The 14,821-nt window shown below is 72.5% G+C and carries 18 protein-coding genes and 1 tRNA gene; 12 read left to right on the forward strand and 7 right to left on the reverse strand.

Going from position 1 to position 14,821, the window contains the following annotated elements; all coding sequences use genetic code 11:
- Window positions 1–30 precede the first annotated feature (30 nt).
- The 3 genes from B0B15_RS13735 to B0B15_RS13745 form a co-directional block, all read right to left on the reverse strand.
- Window positions 31–122, reverse strand: a tRNA-Ser gene (locus B0B15_RS13735).
- A 182-nt stretch (window positions 123–304) separates the two neighbouring features.
- Window positions 305–907 carry a GNAT family N-acetyltransferase gene (locus B0B15_RS13740; protein WP_076676991.1) on the reverse strand — a complete coding sequence of 201 codons (603 nt, stop codon included), beginning with the start codon at window positions 905–907 and terminating at the stop codon, window positions 305–307.
- Complete coding sequence (locus B0B15_RS13745; protein WP_076676993.1) at window positions 904–1,275, reverse strand: MerR family transcriptional regulator; 372 nt, start codon at window positions 1,273–1,275, stop codon at window positions 904–906. Before B0B15_RS13745 ends, B0B15_RS13740 begins: the two co-directional genes overlap by 4 nt.
- Window positions 1,276–1,394: 119 nt before the next feature.
- Between B0B15_RS13745 and B0B15_RS13750 the strand changes: the two genes are divergently transcribed.
- Window positions 1,395–2,888, forward strand: a complete 1,494-nt coding sequence (locus B0B15_RS13750) for a SulP family inorganic anion transporter (RefSeq protein WP_076676995.1) — start codon at window positions 1,395–1,397, stop codon at window positions 2,886–2,888.
- Between the two features lie 39 nt (window positions 2,889–2,927).
- Here the strand turns inward: B0B15_RS13750 and B0B15_RS13755 are convergent, their stop codons facing one another.
- The gene (locus B0B15_RS13755) at window positions 2,928–3,863 is read right to left on the reverse strand and encodes a helix-turn-helix domain-containing protein (RefSeq protein WP_076676997.1); all 936 of its coding nucleotides are present in this window, start codon (window positions 3,861–3,863) and stop codon (window positions 2,928–2,930) included.
- Between the two features lie 435 nt (window positions 3,864–4,298).
- On the opposite strand from B0B15_RS13755, the gene B0B15_RS13760 reads away from it, so the two are divergent.
- Window positions 4,299–4,646, forward strand: coding sequence for a hypothetical protein (locus B0B15_RS13760; protein WP_076677663.1), 348 nt, complete (start codon window positions 4,299–4,301; stop codon window positions 4,644–4,646).
- 83 nt (window positions 4,647–4,729) lie between these two features.
- On the opposite strand, the gene B0B15_RS13765 is transcribed toward B0B15_RS13760, so the two are convergent.
- Window positions 4,730–5,182, reverse strand: coding sequence for a MarR family winged helix-turn-helix transcriptional regulator (locus B0B15_RS13765; RefSeq protein WP_076676999.1), 453 nt, complete (start codon window positions 5,180–5,182; stop codon window positions 4,730–4,732).
- A 199-nt stretch (window positions 5,183–5,381) separates the two neighbouring features.
- On the opposite strand from B0B15_RS13765, the gene B0B15_RS13770 reads away from it, so the two are divergent.
- The 7 genes from B0B15_RS13770 to B0B15_RS13800 all read left to right on the forward strand — a co-directional run bounded on the left by B0B15_RS13770 (window position 5,382) and on the right by B0B15_RS13800 (window position 10,173).
- A complete protein-coding gene (locus tag B0B15_RS13770) occupies window positions 5,382–6,164 on the forward strand; it encodes a hypothetical protein (RefSeq protein ID WP_076677001.1) in 783 nt (260 codons plus the stop codon).
- On the forward strand, window positions 6,142–6,555 hold the full coding sequence (locus B0B15_RS13775) for a phage holin family protein (RefSeq protein ID WP_076677003.1): 414 nt from the start codon (window positions 6,142–6,144) through the stop codon (window positions 6,553–6,555). The genes B0B15_RS13770 and B0B15_RS13775 overlap by 23 nt, the downstream gene beginning before the upstream one ends.
- Window positions 6,552–7,115: a DUF3618 domain-containing protein gene (locus B0B15_RS13780; RefSeq protein WP_076677005.1), complete on the forward strand. Its 564-nt coding sequence runs from the start codon at window positions 6,552–6,554 to the stop codon at window positions 7,113–7,115. Before B0B15_RS13775 ends, B0B15_RS13780 begins: the two co-directional genes overlap by 4 nt.
- A gap of 188 nt (window positions 7,116–7,303) precedes the next feature.
- A complete protein-coding gene (locus tag B0B15_RS13785; protein WP_076677007.1) occupies window positions 7,304–7,489 on the forward strand; it encodes a hypothetical protein in 186 nt (61 codons plus the stop codon).
- Between the two features lie 173 nt (window positions 7,490–7,662).
- Window positions 7,663–8,859, forward strand: a complete 1,197-nt coding sequence (locus B0B15_RS13790) for a glycosyltransferase (protein ID WP_076677009.1) — start codon at window positions 7,663–7,665, stop codon at window positions 8,857–8,859.
- A gap of 253 nt (window positions 8,860–9,112) precedes the next feature.
- Window positions 9,113–9,952, forward strand: coding sequence for an SDR family oxidoreductase (locus tag B0B15_RS13795; RefSeq protein WP_076677011.1), 840 nt, complete (start codon window positions 9,113–9,115; stop codon window positions 9,950–9,952).
- A 29-nt stretch (window positions 9,953–9,981) separates the two neighbouring features.
- Window positions 9,982–10,173 carry a DUF2795 domain-containing protein gene (locus B0B15_RS13800; protein WP_076677013.1) on the forward strand — a complete coding sequence of 64 codons (192 nt, stop codon included), beginning with the start codon at window positions 9,982–9,984 and terminating at the stop codon, window positions 10,171–10,173.
- A gap of 156 nt (window positions 10,174–10,329) precedes the next feature.
- Here B0B15_RS13800 and B0B15_RS13805 read toward each other — a convergent pair whose 3' ends face one another.
- The gene (locus B0B15_RS13805) at window positions 10,330–10,662 is read right to left on the reverse strand and encodes a hypothetical protein (RefSeq protein ID WP_076677015.1); all 333 of its coding nucleotides are present in this window, start codon (window positions 10,660–10,662) and stop codon (window positions 10,330–10,332) included.
- Window positions 10,663–10,832: 170 nt separating this feature from the next.
- Here B0B15_RS13805 and B0B15_RS13810 point away from each other — a divergent pair, with 170 nt between their 5' ends.
- The 3 genes from B0B15_RS13810 to B0B15_RS13820 are packed head-to-tail and all read left to right on the forward strand — an operon-like array spanning window position 10,833 to window position 13,740.
- On the forward strand, window positions 10,833–11,927 hold the full coding sequence (locus tag B0B15_RS13810; RefSeq protein ID WP_076677017.1) for a type III polyketide synthase: 1,095 nt from the start codon (window positions 10,833–10,835) through the stop codon (window positions 11,925–11,927).
- Between the two features lie 47 nt (window positions 11,928–11,974).
- On the forward strand, window positions 11,975–12,628 hold the full coding sequence (locus B0B15_RS13815) for a methyltransferase domain-containing protein (RefSeq protein ID WP_083709094.1): 654 nt from the start codon (window positions 11,975–11,977) through the stop codon (window positions 12,626–12,628).
- Window positions 12,625–13,740, forward strand: a complete 1,116-nt coding sequence (locus B0B15_RS13820) for an FAD-dependent oxidoreductase (protein WP_076677021.1) — start codon at window positions 12,625–12,627, stop codon at window positions 13,738–13,740. Before B0B15_RS13815 ends, B0B15_RS13820 begins: the two co-directional genes overlap by 4 nt.
- A gap of 207 nt (window positions 13,741–13,947) precedes the next feature.
- Here the strand turns inward: B0B15_RS13820 and B0B15_RS13825 are convergent, their stop codons facing one another.
- Complete coding sequence (locus B0B15_RS13825; RefSeq protein ID WP_076677023.1) at window positions 13,948–14,775, reverse strand: UbiA family prenyltransferase; 828 nt, start codon at window positions 14,773–14,775, stop codon at window positions 13,948–13,950.
- Window positions 14,776–14,821 lie beyond the last annotated feature (46 nt).

Below are 14,821 nucleotides of genomic sequence, written 5' to 3' on the forward strand. Positions count from 1 at the left end.
ACCCCCGATCCGGGGATGACGCTCTTCGTGTGGCGGAAGTGACAGGATTTGAACCTGCGAGGCGAGTTACCCCGCCTACATGGATTCCAGCCATGCTCCTTAGGCCGCTCGGACACACTTCCAACAGACGATCTTACACGGCTGCCGAGCCCGCCTGAATCACGGGTCGCGCCCTGCGGGCCGACTCCCCCGCGGAAGCGGGAACCATTCCGCGTGCCCGTGGACCGCGAGAGGGCGGCGTGTGAGCATGTGGACCGCGGGATCGCGCGCCGGGGACGCCCCGCGCGCACGACGGCGCGAATCGTCAGCGAGACGCCGTTTCGCGCGACGCGGGTGCTGCGAGCCGCGCCTGGAGTCCGGCGCGCACCCCGTCCCACTCGTCGCGGAGGATCGAGAAGTACAGAGTGTCGGCCACCGAGCCGTCGGGGGCGATGCGGTGCCGACGCAGGCGCCCTTCCGCCGTCGCGCCGAGCCGTTCGATCGCCCGGGCGCTGCGCTCGTTGCGCGCATCGCAGCGCAGTGCGACCCGGTTGACGCCCCAGGTCTCGAACGCGTGGGTGAGCAGCAGCAGCTTGGCGGCGGGGTTTGTGCGACCGCCCTGGAAGTCCCGGCCGTACCAGGTCGTGCCGATCTCGACGCGTCCCTGCGCGGGCACGTACTCGTAGAACGTCGTCGAGCCGCGCACGGCGCCGGTGTCGGCATCCCTCACGGTGAACGCGAACAGGCCGGGCGTCGCGAGCTGACGGTCGACGTGCGCGGCGTAGGCGTCGGTCGAGTCGGGCCAGGGAGTGGTCATGCGACTCCACAGCTCCGGGTCGGTGAAGGGCCACGCCTCGACGGCGTCCGAGGGAGTGGCGGGAGAAAGCCGGATGCCGTGCCCCTCGAGCGAGATGTCGTGGACGGTCATCGCGCCTCCAGCTGCGCGACGAACTCGTCGGCGGCGGCGACCTTGCGGCGCAGGTCTTCGCGGCGCTCTTGCGCCTCTTCGCGGATGCCGGCGAACCGCTCGCGCAGCGCCGCGTCGTCGGGGTCGGCCTCGAGACCGTCGACCACCGCCAGCAGCTCGCCCATCTGCTCGAGCGAGTACCCGAGCGGCTTCATCCGGCGGATCAGCAGGAGGCGGGATTCGTCGTCGTTCGTGTAGAGGCGGAACCCGCCCTCGCTCCGAGCCGACGGGCGCAGGAGGCCGATCTCGTCGTAGTGCCGCAGCGTCCGGATCGACAGCCCGGTGCGCTCGGCGAGCTCGCCGATCTGCATCGGCTTCCCCTGTGTCATGGCATCCCCGATCCCGCAAACCTGACGTTACGGTAGAGTTCTTCTCGGTCGCGATCGCTACCCCCCATTCTTCCCCGCGCCGCTGCGGGTTCCCCCCGATACCCCTCAGGAGCATCGACATGACCGACGTCCTCGCGCGCCCGCGCCCCGAACCCACCGTCCTGCAGGCCCTGCGGTCCCCGCGCCTGCTCACCCGGGAAGTGCTCGCCGGCCTCGTCGTCGCGATCGCGCTCATCCCCGAGGCCATCGCGTTCTCAATCATCGCCGGCGTCGACCCCCGCCTCGGACTCTTCTCGTCGTTCGTCATGGCGGTCGCGATCGCCTTCCTGGGTGGACGCCCCGCCATGATCTCCGCGGCGACCGGCGCGATCGCGCTCGTGATCGCCCCCGTCGCCCGCGAGCACGGCGTCGACTACCTCCTGGCGACGGTGATCCTCGGTGGCATCCTGCAGGTGATCTTGGGCCTGGCCGGCGTCGCGAAGCTCATGCGCTACATCCCGCGGAGCGTGATGGTCGGCTTCGTGAACGCCCTGGCCATCCTCATCTTCACCGCGCAGGTGCCCCAGCTGATCGGCGTGCCCTGGGCGGTCTACCCGATCGCCGCGGCGGGCCTGGCGATCATGTACCTGCTTCCGCGCCTCACCAAGGCCATTCCCGCACCGCTGGTCGCGATCGTGCTGCTCACCGGCGCCGCCGTCGTGTTCGGCATCTCGGTGCCGACCGTCGGCGATCAGGGCGCGCTGCCCGAGAGCCTGCCCGCCCTGTTGATCCCGAACGTGCCATTCACCCTCGACACGCTCGGCATCATCCTCCCCTTCGCACTCGCGATGGCCGTCGTCGGCCTGCTCGAGTCGCTGATGACCGCGGCCCTCGTCGACGACATCACCGACACGCCCTCGTCGAAATCCCGCGAGTCGCTCGGCCAGGGCGCCGCGAACGTGCTGTCCGGCCTGTTCGGCGGCATGGGCGGCTGCGCGATGATCGGCCAGACCATGATCAACGTCAAGGCGTCGGGCGCGCGCACCCGCATCTCGACGTTCCTCGCGGGCGTCTTCCTGCTGGTGCTCGTTCTCGCATTCGGAGACGTGGTCGCCATCATCCCGATGGCCGTGCTCGTGGCCGTGATGATCGTCGTGTCGATCGCCACCTTCGACTGGCACAGCATCCGCCCCTCGACCCTGCGCCGGATGCCGCTGAGCGAGACGATCGTCATGGTGCTGACCGTCGCGGGAACGGTGTGGACGCACAACCTCGCGATCGGCGTGGGGGTGGGCGTCGTCGCGGCGGCCGTGCTCTTCGCCCGCCGGGTCGCGAGCCTGACGAACGTCACGCGGACGGTCGACGGCGACACCGCCCGCTACATCGTGGAGGGCGAGCTGTTCTTCGCCTCGAGCAACGACCTCACGACGAAGTTCGCCTACCACCGCGACCCGGCGCGCGTCGTCATCGACCTGACGCGCTCGCACGTGTGGGACGCCTCGACCGTCGCCGCGCTCGACGCGGTGCGCACCAAGTACGCGCACCTCGGCACGACCGTCGAGCTCGAGGGCATGAACGACGCGGCGGCCCGATTCCACGACCGCCTCAGCGGCGGCCTCGGCGCGGGGCACTGACTCGGAGCGGGAACAGGACCCAGCGGGGCGAGGGCGGTGTCAGGAGCGCAGCGTCGTCGAGGGCGTCTCGCCGAACTCCCCGCGGTACATCGCGGCGAAGCGGCCCAGGTTGGAGAAGCCCCAGCGCGCGGCGATCGCCGCGACCGTCTCGACCGACGGATCGGCGCTGCGCAGCTCGGCGCGCGCGGCATCCAGACGCACACGGCGCAGATACTGCATCGGGGTGCGGCCGGTGGCGGCGCGGAAGGCGTACTGCAGGCCGCGCGGCGACAGGCGGGCCGCCTGAGCGATGTCGGCGAGCACCACCGGTTCGGCGGCGTGCGCCTCGACATAGGCCTTCGCCCGGCGCACCGGGGCGGGCAGCGGGCGCGACGGGCGCCCCGACGCGAGGGCGTCGGTGAACGTCGTGGGGAAGGTCATCAGCGACGCCTCGAGCATGAGCGTGCGCGCCTGCTGCTGGATGAGCGGGGTGCGTTCGGGAGAGCGCAGCAGCACGTCGCGGGTGTACTCCCAGGTGCGCGACCAGTACCGCATCCGCTGCTCGCTGACCGGCGCGTAGCCGGTCGCCCGCACCCGCAATCCGTCGTCGCCCGACAGGCGCCGGGCGGCGTCGTCGAACTCGGTCCGCGAGAACGACACCGCGGTGCCCGCGATGCGCCCGGTGAAGGCGATCTCCAGCGGACGGTCCACCACCATGAACGGCACCGCGGTGTCGATGCGTTCGCGGCGATAGGTACCGGCGACCCGCGGACCGGCTATGCGGCCGACCACCACCTGGTCGAGCGGGTCGGACTCGACCAGCATCGTCGAACCGATCGTGTAGTCGCAGAACCCGAAGCCCGGCTCGGACGCCGCATGCCACGCCAGCGCCGGCTGGATCGCATCCGCTCGGGCGATGCGCGCGCCCGGGACGATCGTCTGCCACAGGTGCTCCACCGTCTCGGCGTCGCGCGTCTCGATGTTCGTATGCTCCACGCAGGCTTCCTAAATCGTCCATGAATGTGCGGCTAGACCATTGCGCCCAGGGGCGTACGACGATATGGGAACGCTCTCACGTTGCGAGAACACCGTGATCCACACCGCTGCCTCCGACCACGAAAGCCGGCGTGGATGACCCCCCATCCACTTTCACCGTATCTTCCGTCGCGCGGAAAATGCGCATTTCGGCGCGGTCGGCCGCCGGGCGCGATCGATCAGCCGGGAAGCGCAGAATCCGGTCGGTGACCGACCGTCACCGGGGGCGCGGCTGCATTCCCAGGCGGTATTGCGGAACCCCGTGCCGCCGCGCTCTTCCCCGGTGCGGTGCTCGGCGGCGCCTCGATACGCGGGTCACGACCCCGGTGTCGCACCGCCACGCGCGCCATAATGGATGCGGTGGCCGTCCGAGCGCCATCGTCCGAGGGGATCGTGATGCCGTTTCGCACAGTGACCACGCTGCAGTCGTGGATCGACGATTTCCGTGCCCTGGGGTACGACGACGCCGATATCCTCCGCGTGATCCCGCAGGACAGCGACGACGGCGGGGATGCCGGCCTGATCGCGGCCGGATTGCGCAGCGTGTCCACGACCTTCTACATCGCACCCGGGAACGCGGAGGGCGCGACCGACTGGTCGGTGACGTTCGAGCCGCGCGAAGACGCCGCTCCCCTTCCGGCCGGACGCGTGATGGCCCTGTCCGGAGAACTCGCGACCCTCGCCGCGCTGTGCTCGTTCCTGCAGGCGCGTTCCGAGGCATTCCTCGCCGCCGCCGCCGAGTAGTCGCGTCGCCCGACGCGGGATCGCCCCCCTCACCCCTGGCCGCACGGGGATGGTCACCGGTCCCGGGCTGGAGTGACGGCCGGTCAGCGTCGCGCGTGCGCGACGAGTTCGTCGATGACCTGCGCCACGCGGCCGGCAAGGGCCGGATCCATACGGGCGACCGCGTCCTCGATGCCCGCATCGAACGCGCGCAGCGCCGACCACGGCGGCGCGTCCAAGTCGACGATGGCGGTGATGTGATTCACCCGGCGGTCTTCGGCGTCGAGATCGCGACGCACGGCGCCGCGCTGGACGAGACGGTCGATGAGCGTGGTCACGCCGGCGGAGGTGATACCGAGGTGATCGCGCACGTGCGACGGCCGCGCCCCCGGGTTGTCGGCGACGAACAGCAGGGCCCGCGCATCGAGCTCGTTCAGGGAGAGTGCGCGACGGGCCTCGGCGGCGACGGTGCGCCGCGCCTCGCCGTACGCGAGGAGGGAGCGCCCGAGAGCCGAGCCCGGGAAGGGCGACGGCGGAACTTCGGATGACGACTGCACGAGCCATGATCGTACTCATCCCACCCCGGTGCTCCTGACCGTTGCGTTGGGCGACACGGCGGGTCGGTCGGCGTGGACGCTTTCCGAAGAGCTCCGGCCGACGCGCGCGTTGCATGCGGCGACGAGCGGTGCAAGGCCCGAGGCAGAGGCGTGCTTTCGGACCTAGACCGGACACTCCAACGCCACGGAAGGAGCGAACATGTCGCAATTCACCACGTCGCATGACGAGGACTCGGGCACAGCCGCGAAGGCGGGAGCAGCCGCCCAGGAGGCGTCGGCAACCGCGAAGACGGCGGGCCACGCCGCCCAGGAGGTCGCGCAGTCCGGAGCCCACGAGGCGGCCGCGGTCGCCGGCGAAGCCAAGGCCCGCATCGGCGACCTCATGGCGCAATCGGGACGAGAGCTGTCGGACCAGGCCGCCACGCAGCAGCAGCGCCTCGCGGACGGACTCGGGTCCCTGGGCCAGGACTTCTCCCGCATGGCCGATGCCGATGAAGGGGGCGGTATCGCGGGCGATCTCGTGCGACGCGTCGCCGGGCACGCCTCGACCGTGAGCTCGTGGCTCGCGGATCGCGATCCCCAGCAGCTGATGCAGGACGTCACCTCGTTCGCCCGTCGACGGCCCGGCACCTTCATCGCCGTCGCGGCCGTCGCGGGAGTGGTGGTGGGCCGGCTCAGCCGCGCGATCGCCGCCGGTGCCGCATCCAGCACGGAGGGATCGACCGCTCCCGCCCCGCTCGGCGGGCCGCGCTTCGCGGACGCCGACGCCGCGGTGAGGGCGAGCGACCACGACGCGAACCGGCTCGAGGGGACCGTCCCGCCGCTCGGTGGCGTCGACGCGACGCCCACCGTCCCGGTCGTCGACGACACGGGGCTGACCGCCGACGTCGACGGCGGCGACCCGCCGCTGTACACCGAGTCCGCCGCGCGCCTCGACGGCGCCCGCGAAGGAGGTTCGGATGACCGACCCGACACCCTCTGAGCAGAGGGCGGCGACGACCTCGCTCGGTGAGCTCGTCGGCGAGGTCACCCGGGACATGTCGACGCTCCTGCGCCAGGAGCTGGCGCTGGCCAAAGCCGAGGTGAAGGACTCGGCGACGAAGTCGGCGAAGGGCGCCGGGCTGCTCGGCGGTGCGGGATACGCGGCCGGAATGGTCGTGCTCTTCCTGTCCATCGCCCTCTGGGAGGCGCTCGCGCTGCTGATCGGGCACGCCTGGTCGGCCGTGGTGGTCGCCGTGATCTGGGCGGTGATCGCGGGGATCCTCTTCGTGATCGGCCGCCGCCGCCTGAAGACCGTGCAGGGCGTGCCGCAGACGGCGGCCACTCTGCAGGAGATACCGGAAGCATTCGCAAGGAACGAGGAGAACCGATGACCGATTCACCGGAAGCCATCCGCGCCGAGATCGAGCGCACCCGTGCCGACCTGGGCTCCGACGTCGACGCCCTCGCCGACAAGGTGACGCCCTCCAAGATCGTCGATCGGCAGAAGAGCAAGCTGCACGGCGCCGTGCGCAACGTGCGCGATCGCGTCATGGGGGTCGCCGACGACGCCGGGAGTGCGGCATCCGACCTCGCCCACCGGGCGGGAGATGCCGCGCACGACGCGGGCCACACGGCGAAGGGCAACCCGCTCGCCGTGGGTCTCGTCGCCTTCGGGGCGGGCCTCGTCCTCGCCTCCCTCATCCCGCCGTCGCGCGCCGAACGCGATGCCGCCGCGAAGGCGAAGGACAAGGCCGCTCCGCTGATCGACGAGGCGAAGGACGTCGCGCAGGAGATCGTCTCCGACCTGAAGGAACCCGCGAGCGAAGCCGTGGGCGCCGTGAAGGATCGCGCCGCCGAGGCAGTGCAGCACGTCAAGGACGACTCCGCCGAGGCGGCCTCCACCGTGCGCGACCGTGCTCAGGATGCCGGGGAGACCGTCCGCGGCGCGTGAGGACACCGCGGGGTGGGGCACCGGGCTCGCTCCACCCCGCGGCCCCCGCTCCCCCGGCGCGCGAGGCGCATCGTGTCACCTCTGTCAAGAGGTGCTCGCGGCGACCCGTCCCGATCTAGGACGGAGATCAAGACGCCCGTCGGGAGACGGGGTGCATCCCGTCGGGAGACGGGGGTGAGGAGAACATCATGATCTACGGACAGCAGAGCGGACAGCAGGCGGGCTCGGTGTGGAGCATCGCCATGTCGACCGCGATGGGCAACGGCATCGTGCCGCGCTCGGCCGACGAACCGCGCGAGCGCACGGCGCCGCGCTGGCCCTGGTCGCGCACACGTGACGCCGGTGAGGCGATGGTGGTCGCGCCCCGCGCCTGATCCACCGCCCCTTCACCCGACGCGTCGGTCCCCTCCCCCGGGGGCCGGCGCGTCGGCTCGTGTCCGGGCGTTCACACGATGGTCTTTCGGGCGTAACCCGTCCCACGGGGTCGAACCCCCAGCATGGGACGACCGCATCCGCGGTGCCTCTCCCCGGCCGAAACGAGACCCCGATGACGCGATCCATCCGTGTGCTCTCCCTCTACGAGGGCTTCTTCGCCGGGGGAGCCCGCATCCTCCATTCCGACGTCGTCGTGGGGCTCGCACGCGACGGATCGCAGGAGCACCGGGTGCTCTCGCTGACCGCGTCGGCGCGCCGCGACGCCTCACTGCAACTCGCCCGCGATGACACCCGTTACCGCCGCCTGCGCGAGGCGGGGGTGCAGATCGATGCCTTTGACCGGATCGCCGGCGATCACCCCATCGCCCCCGAGGACTTCACCGCCGCCGAACTCGACCACGCCGCCGAACTGTTCGCCGACGCCGATGTGGTGCTGTCGCTGAAGGAGCAGCCGCTCAGCCTCGTCGTGGCGCTAGATCGCGCGGGGCTGCTCCCCGACGTCCCGCTCGCCGCGTGCCTGCACCGTTCCGACCCGACGCACTCGGGTCCCGCCCTGGGCTGGCTGACGGATGCCGCCGCCTCCGGCGCCGTGACGGCCACCATCTCGTGCGCGACCTCGACCTCCGACGCGTACGCCTGGGCCGGGGTCGCCGCCCAGGAGGCGTGGGTCATCGACAACGGCATCAACACGCGCCGCTTCCGCCCCGGCACGCGTGCGGAGCGACGCCGCATCCGCTCGGTGCTCGGCATCCCCGAGACGGCGCCCGTGGTGCTGCTGGCCGCGCGCTTCGACGCCATGAAGGACCCGGGGCTCTTCCTCCGCGCCGTCGCCCGGCACGCGCGGCGCGCACCGGGCACGCACTACCTCCTGTGCGGGTCCGGGATGACGCCGGACAACCCCGCCTTCCGCGCCCTGCGCGCCGCGAGCGGGGTGGCATCCGGCGTCGCCCTGCACGCGCTCGGCCTGCGGGAGGACATGCCCGAGCTGTACCGCATCGCCGATGTCGTCGCCCTCACGAGCGCCTTCGGCGAGGCCTCTCCGCTCTGCCTGGTCGAGGGCGCGGCATCCGGAGCGGTTCCCGTGACGACCGACGTCGGTGACGCCGCACGCATGGTGGAGGGGTTCGGTCTCGTCACCGCTCGCGACGTCGACGCGGTCGTCGAGGCCTGGGAGGATGCCCTCGCCCTGCGCCCGGCGCTTCGGGCAGCCGCCCTCGCCGCCCGCGGACGACTGGACCGCAGCCGCATGATCGCCGAGTACCGGGGCGCGATCTCCGGCCTGCTGCGCCGCGAGGCCCTCGCGGCCTGAGCGCCGGTGGCCGAGGTCCCTGAGCCCGTCGGGGGGACCGCGAGCCACGGGTCACGGTGGCTTCGACGGGCCCACCCACCGAGGAGAGCGCGACATCGGTCCCTCGGCCCGTCGAAGGGACGGGTACGGCACGTCCCGGCGGCTTCGACGGGCTCAGCCGGATTGCGGACGCACCGCGACCGCTGTCAACCCTCGTGCGCGATCGCCGGGCACCGGGTGGGGTGGGGCCTCCCCGATCTCCCAGGAGGCAGACATGTCGCAACCCGCCCAGCAGCAGAGCGTCCCCGGCACCGACCGGGCGATGGATCCGAAACCCGACTACGGCGAGCAGACCTACCGCGGCTCCGGCAGGCTCGAGGGCAAGGTGGCCCTGATCACCGGGGGTGACAGCGGGATCGGCAAGGCCGTCGCCCTCGCCTACGCCCGCGAGGGTGCCGACGTCGCGATCGCCTACCTGAACGAGCACGAGGATGCCGAGGAGGCCCGCCGTTTCGTCGAGGACGCCGGCCGCCGCGCCGTGCTCCTTCCGGGCGACGTCTCCGATCCGCAGCACTGCCGCGACCTCGTCGCGCGGACGGTCGAGCAGCTGGGCAAGCTCGACGTGCTCGTGGTCAACGCCGCCTTCCAGATGAGCCACGACACCCTCGAGGAGATCGAGGACAGCGAGTGGGACTACACCTGGGCGACGAACGTCAGCGCGTACTTCCACACCGTCAAGGCCGCGCTGCCGCACCTGGGCGAGGGGGCGTCGATCATCGCGTCGAGCTCGGTCAACTCCGACATGCCGTCGCCGCAGCTGCTTCCGTATGCCGCCACCAAGGCGGCCATCGCCAATATGACCGCGTCCCTCGCCCAGCTGCTCGCAGAACGCGGCATCCGGGCCAACAGTGTGGCGCCGGGGCCGGTGTGGACCCCGCTGATCCCAGCGACCATGCCTGCCGAGAAGGTCGAGAGCTTCGGCGAGCAGGTGCCCCTCGGGCGCCCGGGTCAGCCCGCCGAGCTCGCTCCCGTGTACGTGCTTCTCGCCTCCGACGAGGCCAGCTACGTCTCCGGCGCGCGCGTCGCGGTGACCGGCGGCAAGCCGATTCTCTGATCCCCACCCCCGAGAAGAAGGAGAGCACCATGGCCGATCTGCCCGACGCGATCGAACTGCAGAAGTACCTCGCCGGAGTCGACTACCCCGTCGGCCGGCACGAGCTGATCGGGATCGCCGAAGACAACGGCGCGCCGGAGCAGCTGCTCGAGCGGCTGCGATCCGCGGACGTCGACGAGTTCGACAGCCCCACCGACGTCAGTAGCGTCCTCGGCGGCTGATCACGCCCACGACGCCCCGTCCGGACGACCGGGCGGGGCGTCGTCGAGTGGGCGGATGCGGGTCCCTGCGCCCGTCCAGAAGGACCGGGTGCCGGTGGCTTCGACAAGGTCAGCCACCTGGGAAGGCGGCGTGTCGCACGCCGACGCGACGGAACGTCAGGCGGGTGGCATCCACGCGGCGATCGCGATGATGACGATCACCAGCAGCGCCACGGCCGCCTGCACGCACATCAGCACGGCGAAGATGTACCCCTGGTAGGCGGTGCGGCGTCCGCCGAGTCCGTTCGCGAGCAGGGCGGCGAAGATCGCGATCTGGAAGGCGATGCCGATCCACGCCCACGCGGCGACGATGGGGATCGAGAAGGCGAACAGCACGATCGCGATGACGGCCAGGATGCCGGATGCCAGCAGCCAGACGCGGGGGTTCGGTTCGCGCACCGCTTTCTGCGCGGTCACTCGGGTGGGATCGGACGGCTCGGAACCGGTCATGGCGCACTCCTTCTTCACGAACGAAGGGCCACCGTAGGTCGGGGTCGGCGAAGCGCCGCGGGGATTGACAGCACCGCGCAGCGGCCGGGACGCGGTGCTGCACCATAGACGCCGCGCGACACCCGCACCATCCCCGCGCCGAGGCCTGCGAAGCGTGTCTACAGTGAGGCATGACCGCCCGAATCGTGTCGATCGGCACGGCCCTGCCCGACACCCGCGTCACGCAGTCGACGCTCCGCGACCTCTTCGCCGCCCAACCGGGCTTCGACCGCAAGGCGCAGCGCCTGGTCGGGGCCGCTTTCGACGCCGCCGCGATCGACACCCGTCACGTCGTGCTGCCGCAGCTCGCCGGCGCGGCCGACGACGGCCTCCCCGTGCGCGACGGCGACACGCTTCTCATGCCGCCGACGGGGGCGCGCAACGACGAGTACCGACGCACCGCCCCGGGGCTCTTCGCAGCGGCATCCCGCGCGGCCATCGAGGGATCCGGCTACGACACGGATGCCGTGACGCACGTCGTGACCGTGTCGTGCACGGGCATGTTCGCCCCCGGTCCCGATTACCACCTCGTGCGCGACCTCGGCCTCTCCCCCACCGTCGAGCGGTACCACCTCGGATTCATCGGTTGCGCGGCGGCGATCCCGGCTCTGCGCCTCGCGGAGCGGATCGTCGGGAACGACGCCGACGCGGTCGTGCTCGTGGCCTGCACCGAGCTGTGCTCGCTGCACTGGCAGACCTCATCGCACCCGGACCAGATCGTCGCCGCCTCGGTGTTCGCCGACGGTGCGGGAGCTGCGATCGTGGCATCCGGAGATCCCTCTCGCGAGGGCCTCGACCTCGACGGCTTCGCCACCCACGTCACCGACGACGGCGAAAAGGACATGGCCTGGACGGTCGGCGATTCGGGCTTCGAGATGACGTTGACGCCCGAGGTGCCGCGCATCATCGGTCGGGAGATCTCCGCGATCGCCGCCGACGTGCTCGGCGACCTCTCCGACATCGACGCCTGGGCCGTGCACCCGGGTGGCCGCAGCATCCTGGATCGCGTCGAGAGCGCCCTGGAGCTGGATGCCGCGGCCCTCGCCCCGTCGCGGGAGGTGCTGCGGGGGCACGGCAACATGTCGAGCGCCACGCTGCTGTTCATCCTGCGCGACCTGCTCGCCGATGCGGCCCTCGGCGAGGGCGACCGGATCGCGGCCATGGCCTTCGGACCGGGGCTCACCGTGGAGGCGGCGAAGATCACCGTGCGCCGCGCGACGGCGTGAGCGCCCTCACCGGCCTCGCTCACCGCGACACCGCGCTGACCGAGCTCATGGACGACCCGGACTGCGACCCGCGGGCGCTGGCGGCGACCTACCGCCGCTTCGACGTGGTGAACCGCCTCGTCTCGGCGTGGGGCCGCGTGTACCGCACGCGGGTGCGGCCCGACCTGGTCGCGCTCGGCCGCCCCGCCCGCGTGCTCGACCTCGGCTCGGGCGGCGGCGACGTCGTCGCGCGCCTCGCGGCGCTGGCGTCCCGCGACGGCCTGGAGGTGGAGTGGGTGGGAGCCGACCCCGATCCGCGCGCGCACGAGGCCGCGCGGCGGCGGGAGCGCCCCGGCGTGCGCTTCGTGTCGCAGGGCTCCCGCGAGCTGATCGCGGCGGGCGAGACGTTCGACCTCGTGCTGTCGAACCACGTGCTGCACCACCTCGACGCGGAGTCGCTCCGCGCGTTCGCCGACGACTCCCTCGCCCTCTCCCGCGGCACGGTCCTGCACGCCGACATCGCGCGCGGGCGTCTCGCCTACGGCCTGTACGCCGTGGGCGTCGCCCCGCTCTCGGTCGGCACCTTCCTGCGCGTCGACGGGCTGCGCTCGATCCGCCGCAGCTACCGCGCGCCGGAGCTGGCCGCCGCCCTCGGCGCACCGTGGGTCGTCGAGACGCCGGCGCCCTTCCGCGTGCTCGCGACGGCGAAAGGACGCGCATGACCGAGGTGCTCGTCGTGGGCGCGGGTCCCGTGGGCCTCGCCCTCGCCGCAGACCTGCGTATGCGCGGCGTCGAGGTCGCCGTCGTCGAGCGGCGCACCGATCCGGGCGCAGGAACGCGGGCGATCGGCATCCACTCCCCCGCCCTGGCGCTGCTCGAGGCGTCGGGGGCGACGGACGGCATCCGCGAGCGCGCGGTGCGCATCGCCCGCGGCGAGGCGCGCGCCGACGGTCGCGTGTTGGCCGAGATCCGGTTCGATCGGCTGCGAGCACGGCATCCGTACGTCGCGGCCCTGCCGCAGTCCGACACGATCGAGGTGCTCACCGCGCTCGCCCCGCCGGTGCGGCGAGGTGTGGGCGTGACATCGCTGCGACAGGAAACCGACGGCATCCGCGCGCAGCTCGACGACGGCGGGGAGATCCGCGCGGGGGTGGTCGTCGTCGCCACCGGGTGGTCGGGACGCGACCTCGTGTACCGCCCGGGAGCCGTGCGCACGCACCACTACCCCGACCGGTACGTCATGGCCGACGTCGTGGCATCAGGGGGTCCCGTCGCGCGCGTTCACCTCGAGCGCGCGGGAGTGGTCGAGTCGTTCCCGCTGCCGGGCGGCCGGCGCCGGCTCGTCGCCTGGGCGGGCACGAACGAGGTGACGGATGCCGACGGTTTCCTCCGCGACGCCGTCGCCGCCCGCACCGGGACCCCGGTCGACATCGCGGGCGCGTCGACGTTCGGGGTGCGGCGCGCGGTGGCTCCGGCCCTTCGGCGCGGACGCGTGATCGTGGTGGGCGACGCGGCGCACGAGGTGAGCCCGATCGGCGGTCAGGGGATGAACCTCGGCCTGCTCGATGCGCTGACGCTCGCGCCCCTGCTCGGGCCCTGGGTGCGCCGCGGCGACGACGCGGGCCTCGCCCGGTGGGAACGCGATCGCCTGGCGTCGGCGCGGCACGCGGCGCGCCTCGCCTTCTTGAACACGATGCTCGGTCGCGCGGCGGGCCCGTCCGCCCACGCGGCGCGCACGATGGCGCTGCGCACGGCGCTGCGCGGGCCGGGCGGCGAAGCGTTCACCCGGGCGTACGCGATGCGATTCGATCGGGCGGCGCGGGCGCGGGGCTGACGGGCGCTCTCGAGGCTGGGGCGGGTGGCCCCCGGCGGCGCCGACAGCACGGCGGGCGGTGATGGCGGGGGGGTCTGCATGCGGCGGACGCCGCGGACGACGCGCCGACGCCGGTCCGCCCGCGCGGCGTGTCGGCGGGGGCACCCGCCGTCGTGCATACCGGCCGGGTCGGGCGCGGCCCCCGGCGACGCCGCTGGCGGCAGGGCGTCAGGTCGCGACGAGCTGGGCGGCCAGCAGCAGGGCCGCGAGCATCGTGAGCTGGAACACCGCGCGACCCGGAGGGCGCACCATCGCCGTGACGACGGCGATGACCGCGACGGTCAACACGGCCGCAAAGAACACGGTGCCGCGGGTCGTGGCATCCGTCCCCAAGAGCACCGCGATCGCGCCGACAGCGATCCCCACCGCGGCGAGCACCACCGAGGCGCGCGCGCCGAGCCGGTGCGGCAGGCCGCGCACGCCCGTCCGGCGATCGTCGTCGAGGTCGCGCACGACGTTGGTGAGGTGCACGGCGGCGCCGAGGGCGGCACCGGCGAGCGAGGCCCAGAGCGCGGCGAGTTGCGGATCGGGCAGCGAGAGCGTCGCGAAAGAGGGGAACAGCCCGAAGCTCAGCAGGAAGGGGGCGATCGAGAACGGCGTCGACTTGAGCCCGGCGTTGTAGGCCCACGCCGAGGCGAGGGCGATCGCGTGCGCGGCGAGCAGTCCCGGCCCGAGCGGCGCCGAGAGGACGATCGCGACGACGAGGGATGCCACGGCGACCGCAAGCGCCCGCTCCGGGGTGATCGCTCCCCCGGCGATGGGCTTGTCGGTGCGACCGACCGCCGCGTCGCGGCCGCCGTCGATCGCGTCGTTCGAGAGTCCGACCGACACCTGGCCGGCGAACACGGCCACGACCAGCAGCGCGAGACGCGCGGGCTCGACGCCGGCGGCGATGCCGAGGGCGAGCGACAGGACCGTGACGACGAGTGTCGGCCCGGGATGGGTGGCCCCCCACAGCGCCTTCGCGAGGGGAGGGTGGGCCGCGGCATCCGTCACCCGATGACGCTACCGCGACCCGGCGCCCCGCCGCCCCCGACGCTCA

Origin of the sequence: Microbacterium sp. RU1D (assembly GCF_900156435.1) — a bacterium.
In the GTDB taxonomy this organism is placed as follows: domain Bacteria; phylum Actinomycetota; class Actinomycetes; order Actinomycetales; family Microbacteriaceae; genus Microbacterium.

Bases quoted from the DNA above. Each gene is read 5' to 3' on its own strand.
- B0B15_RS13820 (WP_076677021.1), top strand. From the start codon at position 12,625: ATGACCGAGGTGCTCGTCGTGGGCGCGGGTCCCGTGGGCCTCGCCCTC.
- B0B15_RS13780 (WP_076677005.1), top strand. From the start codon at position 6,552: ATGACCGATTCACCGGAAGCCATCCGCGCCGAGATCGAGCGCACCCGT.
- B0B15_RS13805 (WP_076677015.1), bottom strand. From the start codon at position 10,662: ATGACCGGTTCCGAGCCGTCCGATCCCACCCGAGTGACCGCGCAGAAA.
- B0B15_RS13760 (WP_076677663.1), top strand. From the start codon at position 4,299: ATGCCGTTTCGCACAGTGACCACGCTGCAGTCGTGGATCGACGATTTC.
- B0B15_RS13795 (WP_076677011.1), top strand. From the start codon at position 9,113: ATGTCGCAACCCGCCCAGCAGCAGAGCGTCCCCGGCACCGACCGGGCG.
- B0B15_RS13750 (WP_076676995.1), top strand. From the start codon at position 1,395: ATGACCGACGTCCTCGCGCGCCCGCGCCCCGAACCCACCGTCCTGCAG.
- B0B15_RS13775 (WP_076677003.1), top strand. From the start codon at position 6,142: ATGACCGACCCGACACCCTCTGAGCAGAGGGCGGCGACGACCTCGCTC.
- B0B15_RS13740 (WP_076676991.1), bottom strand. From the start codon at position 907: ATGACCGTCCACGACATCTCGCTCGAGGGGCACGGCATCCGGCTTTCT.
- B0B15_RS13770 (WP_076677001.1), top strand. From the start codon at position 5,382: ATGTCGCAATTCACCACGTCGCATGACGAGGACTCGGGCACAGCCGCG.
- B0B15_RS13815 (WP_083709094.1), top strand. From the start codon at position 11,975: ATGGACGACCCGGACTGCGACCCGCGGGCGCTGGCGGCGACCTACCGC.
- B0B15_RS13800 (WP_076677013.1), top strand. From the start codon at position 9,982: ATGGCCGATCTGCCCGACGCGATCGAACTGCAGAAGTACCTCGCCGGA.
- B0B15_RS13790 (WP_076677009.1), top strand. From the start codon at position 7,663: ATGACGCGATCCATCCGTGTGCTCTCCCTCTACGAGGGCTTCTTCGCC.
- B0B15_RS13745 (WP_076676993.1), bottom strand. From the start codon at position 1,275: ATGACACAGGGGAAGCCGATGCAGATCGGCGAGCTCGCCGAGCGCACC.
- B0B15_RS13785 (WP_076677007.1), top strand. From the start codon at position 7,304: ATGATCTACGGACAGCAGAGCGGACAGCAGGCGGGCTCGGTGTGGAGC.
- B0B15_RS13810 (WP_076677017.1), top strand. From the start codon at position 10,833: ATGACCGCCCGAATCGTGTCGATCGGCACGGCCCTGCCCGACACCCGC.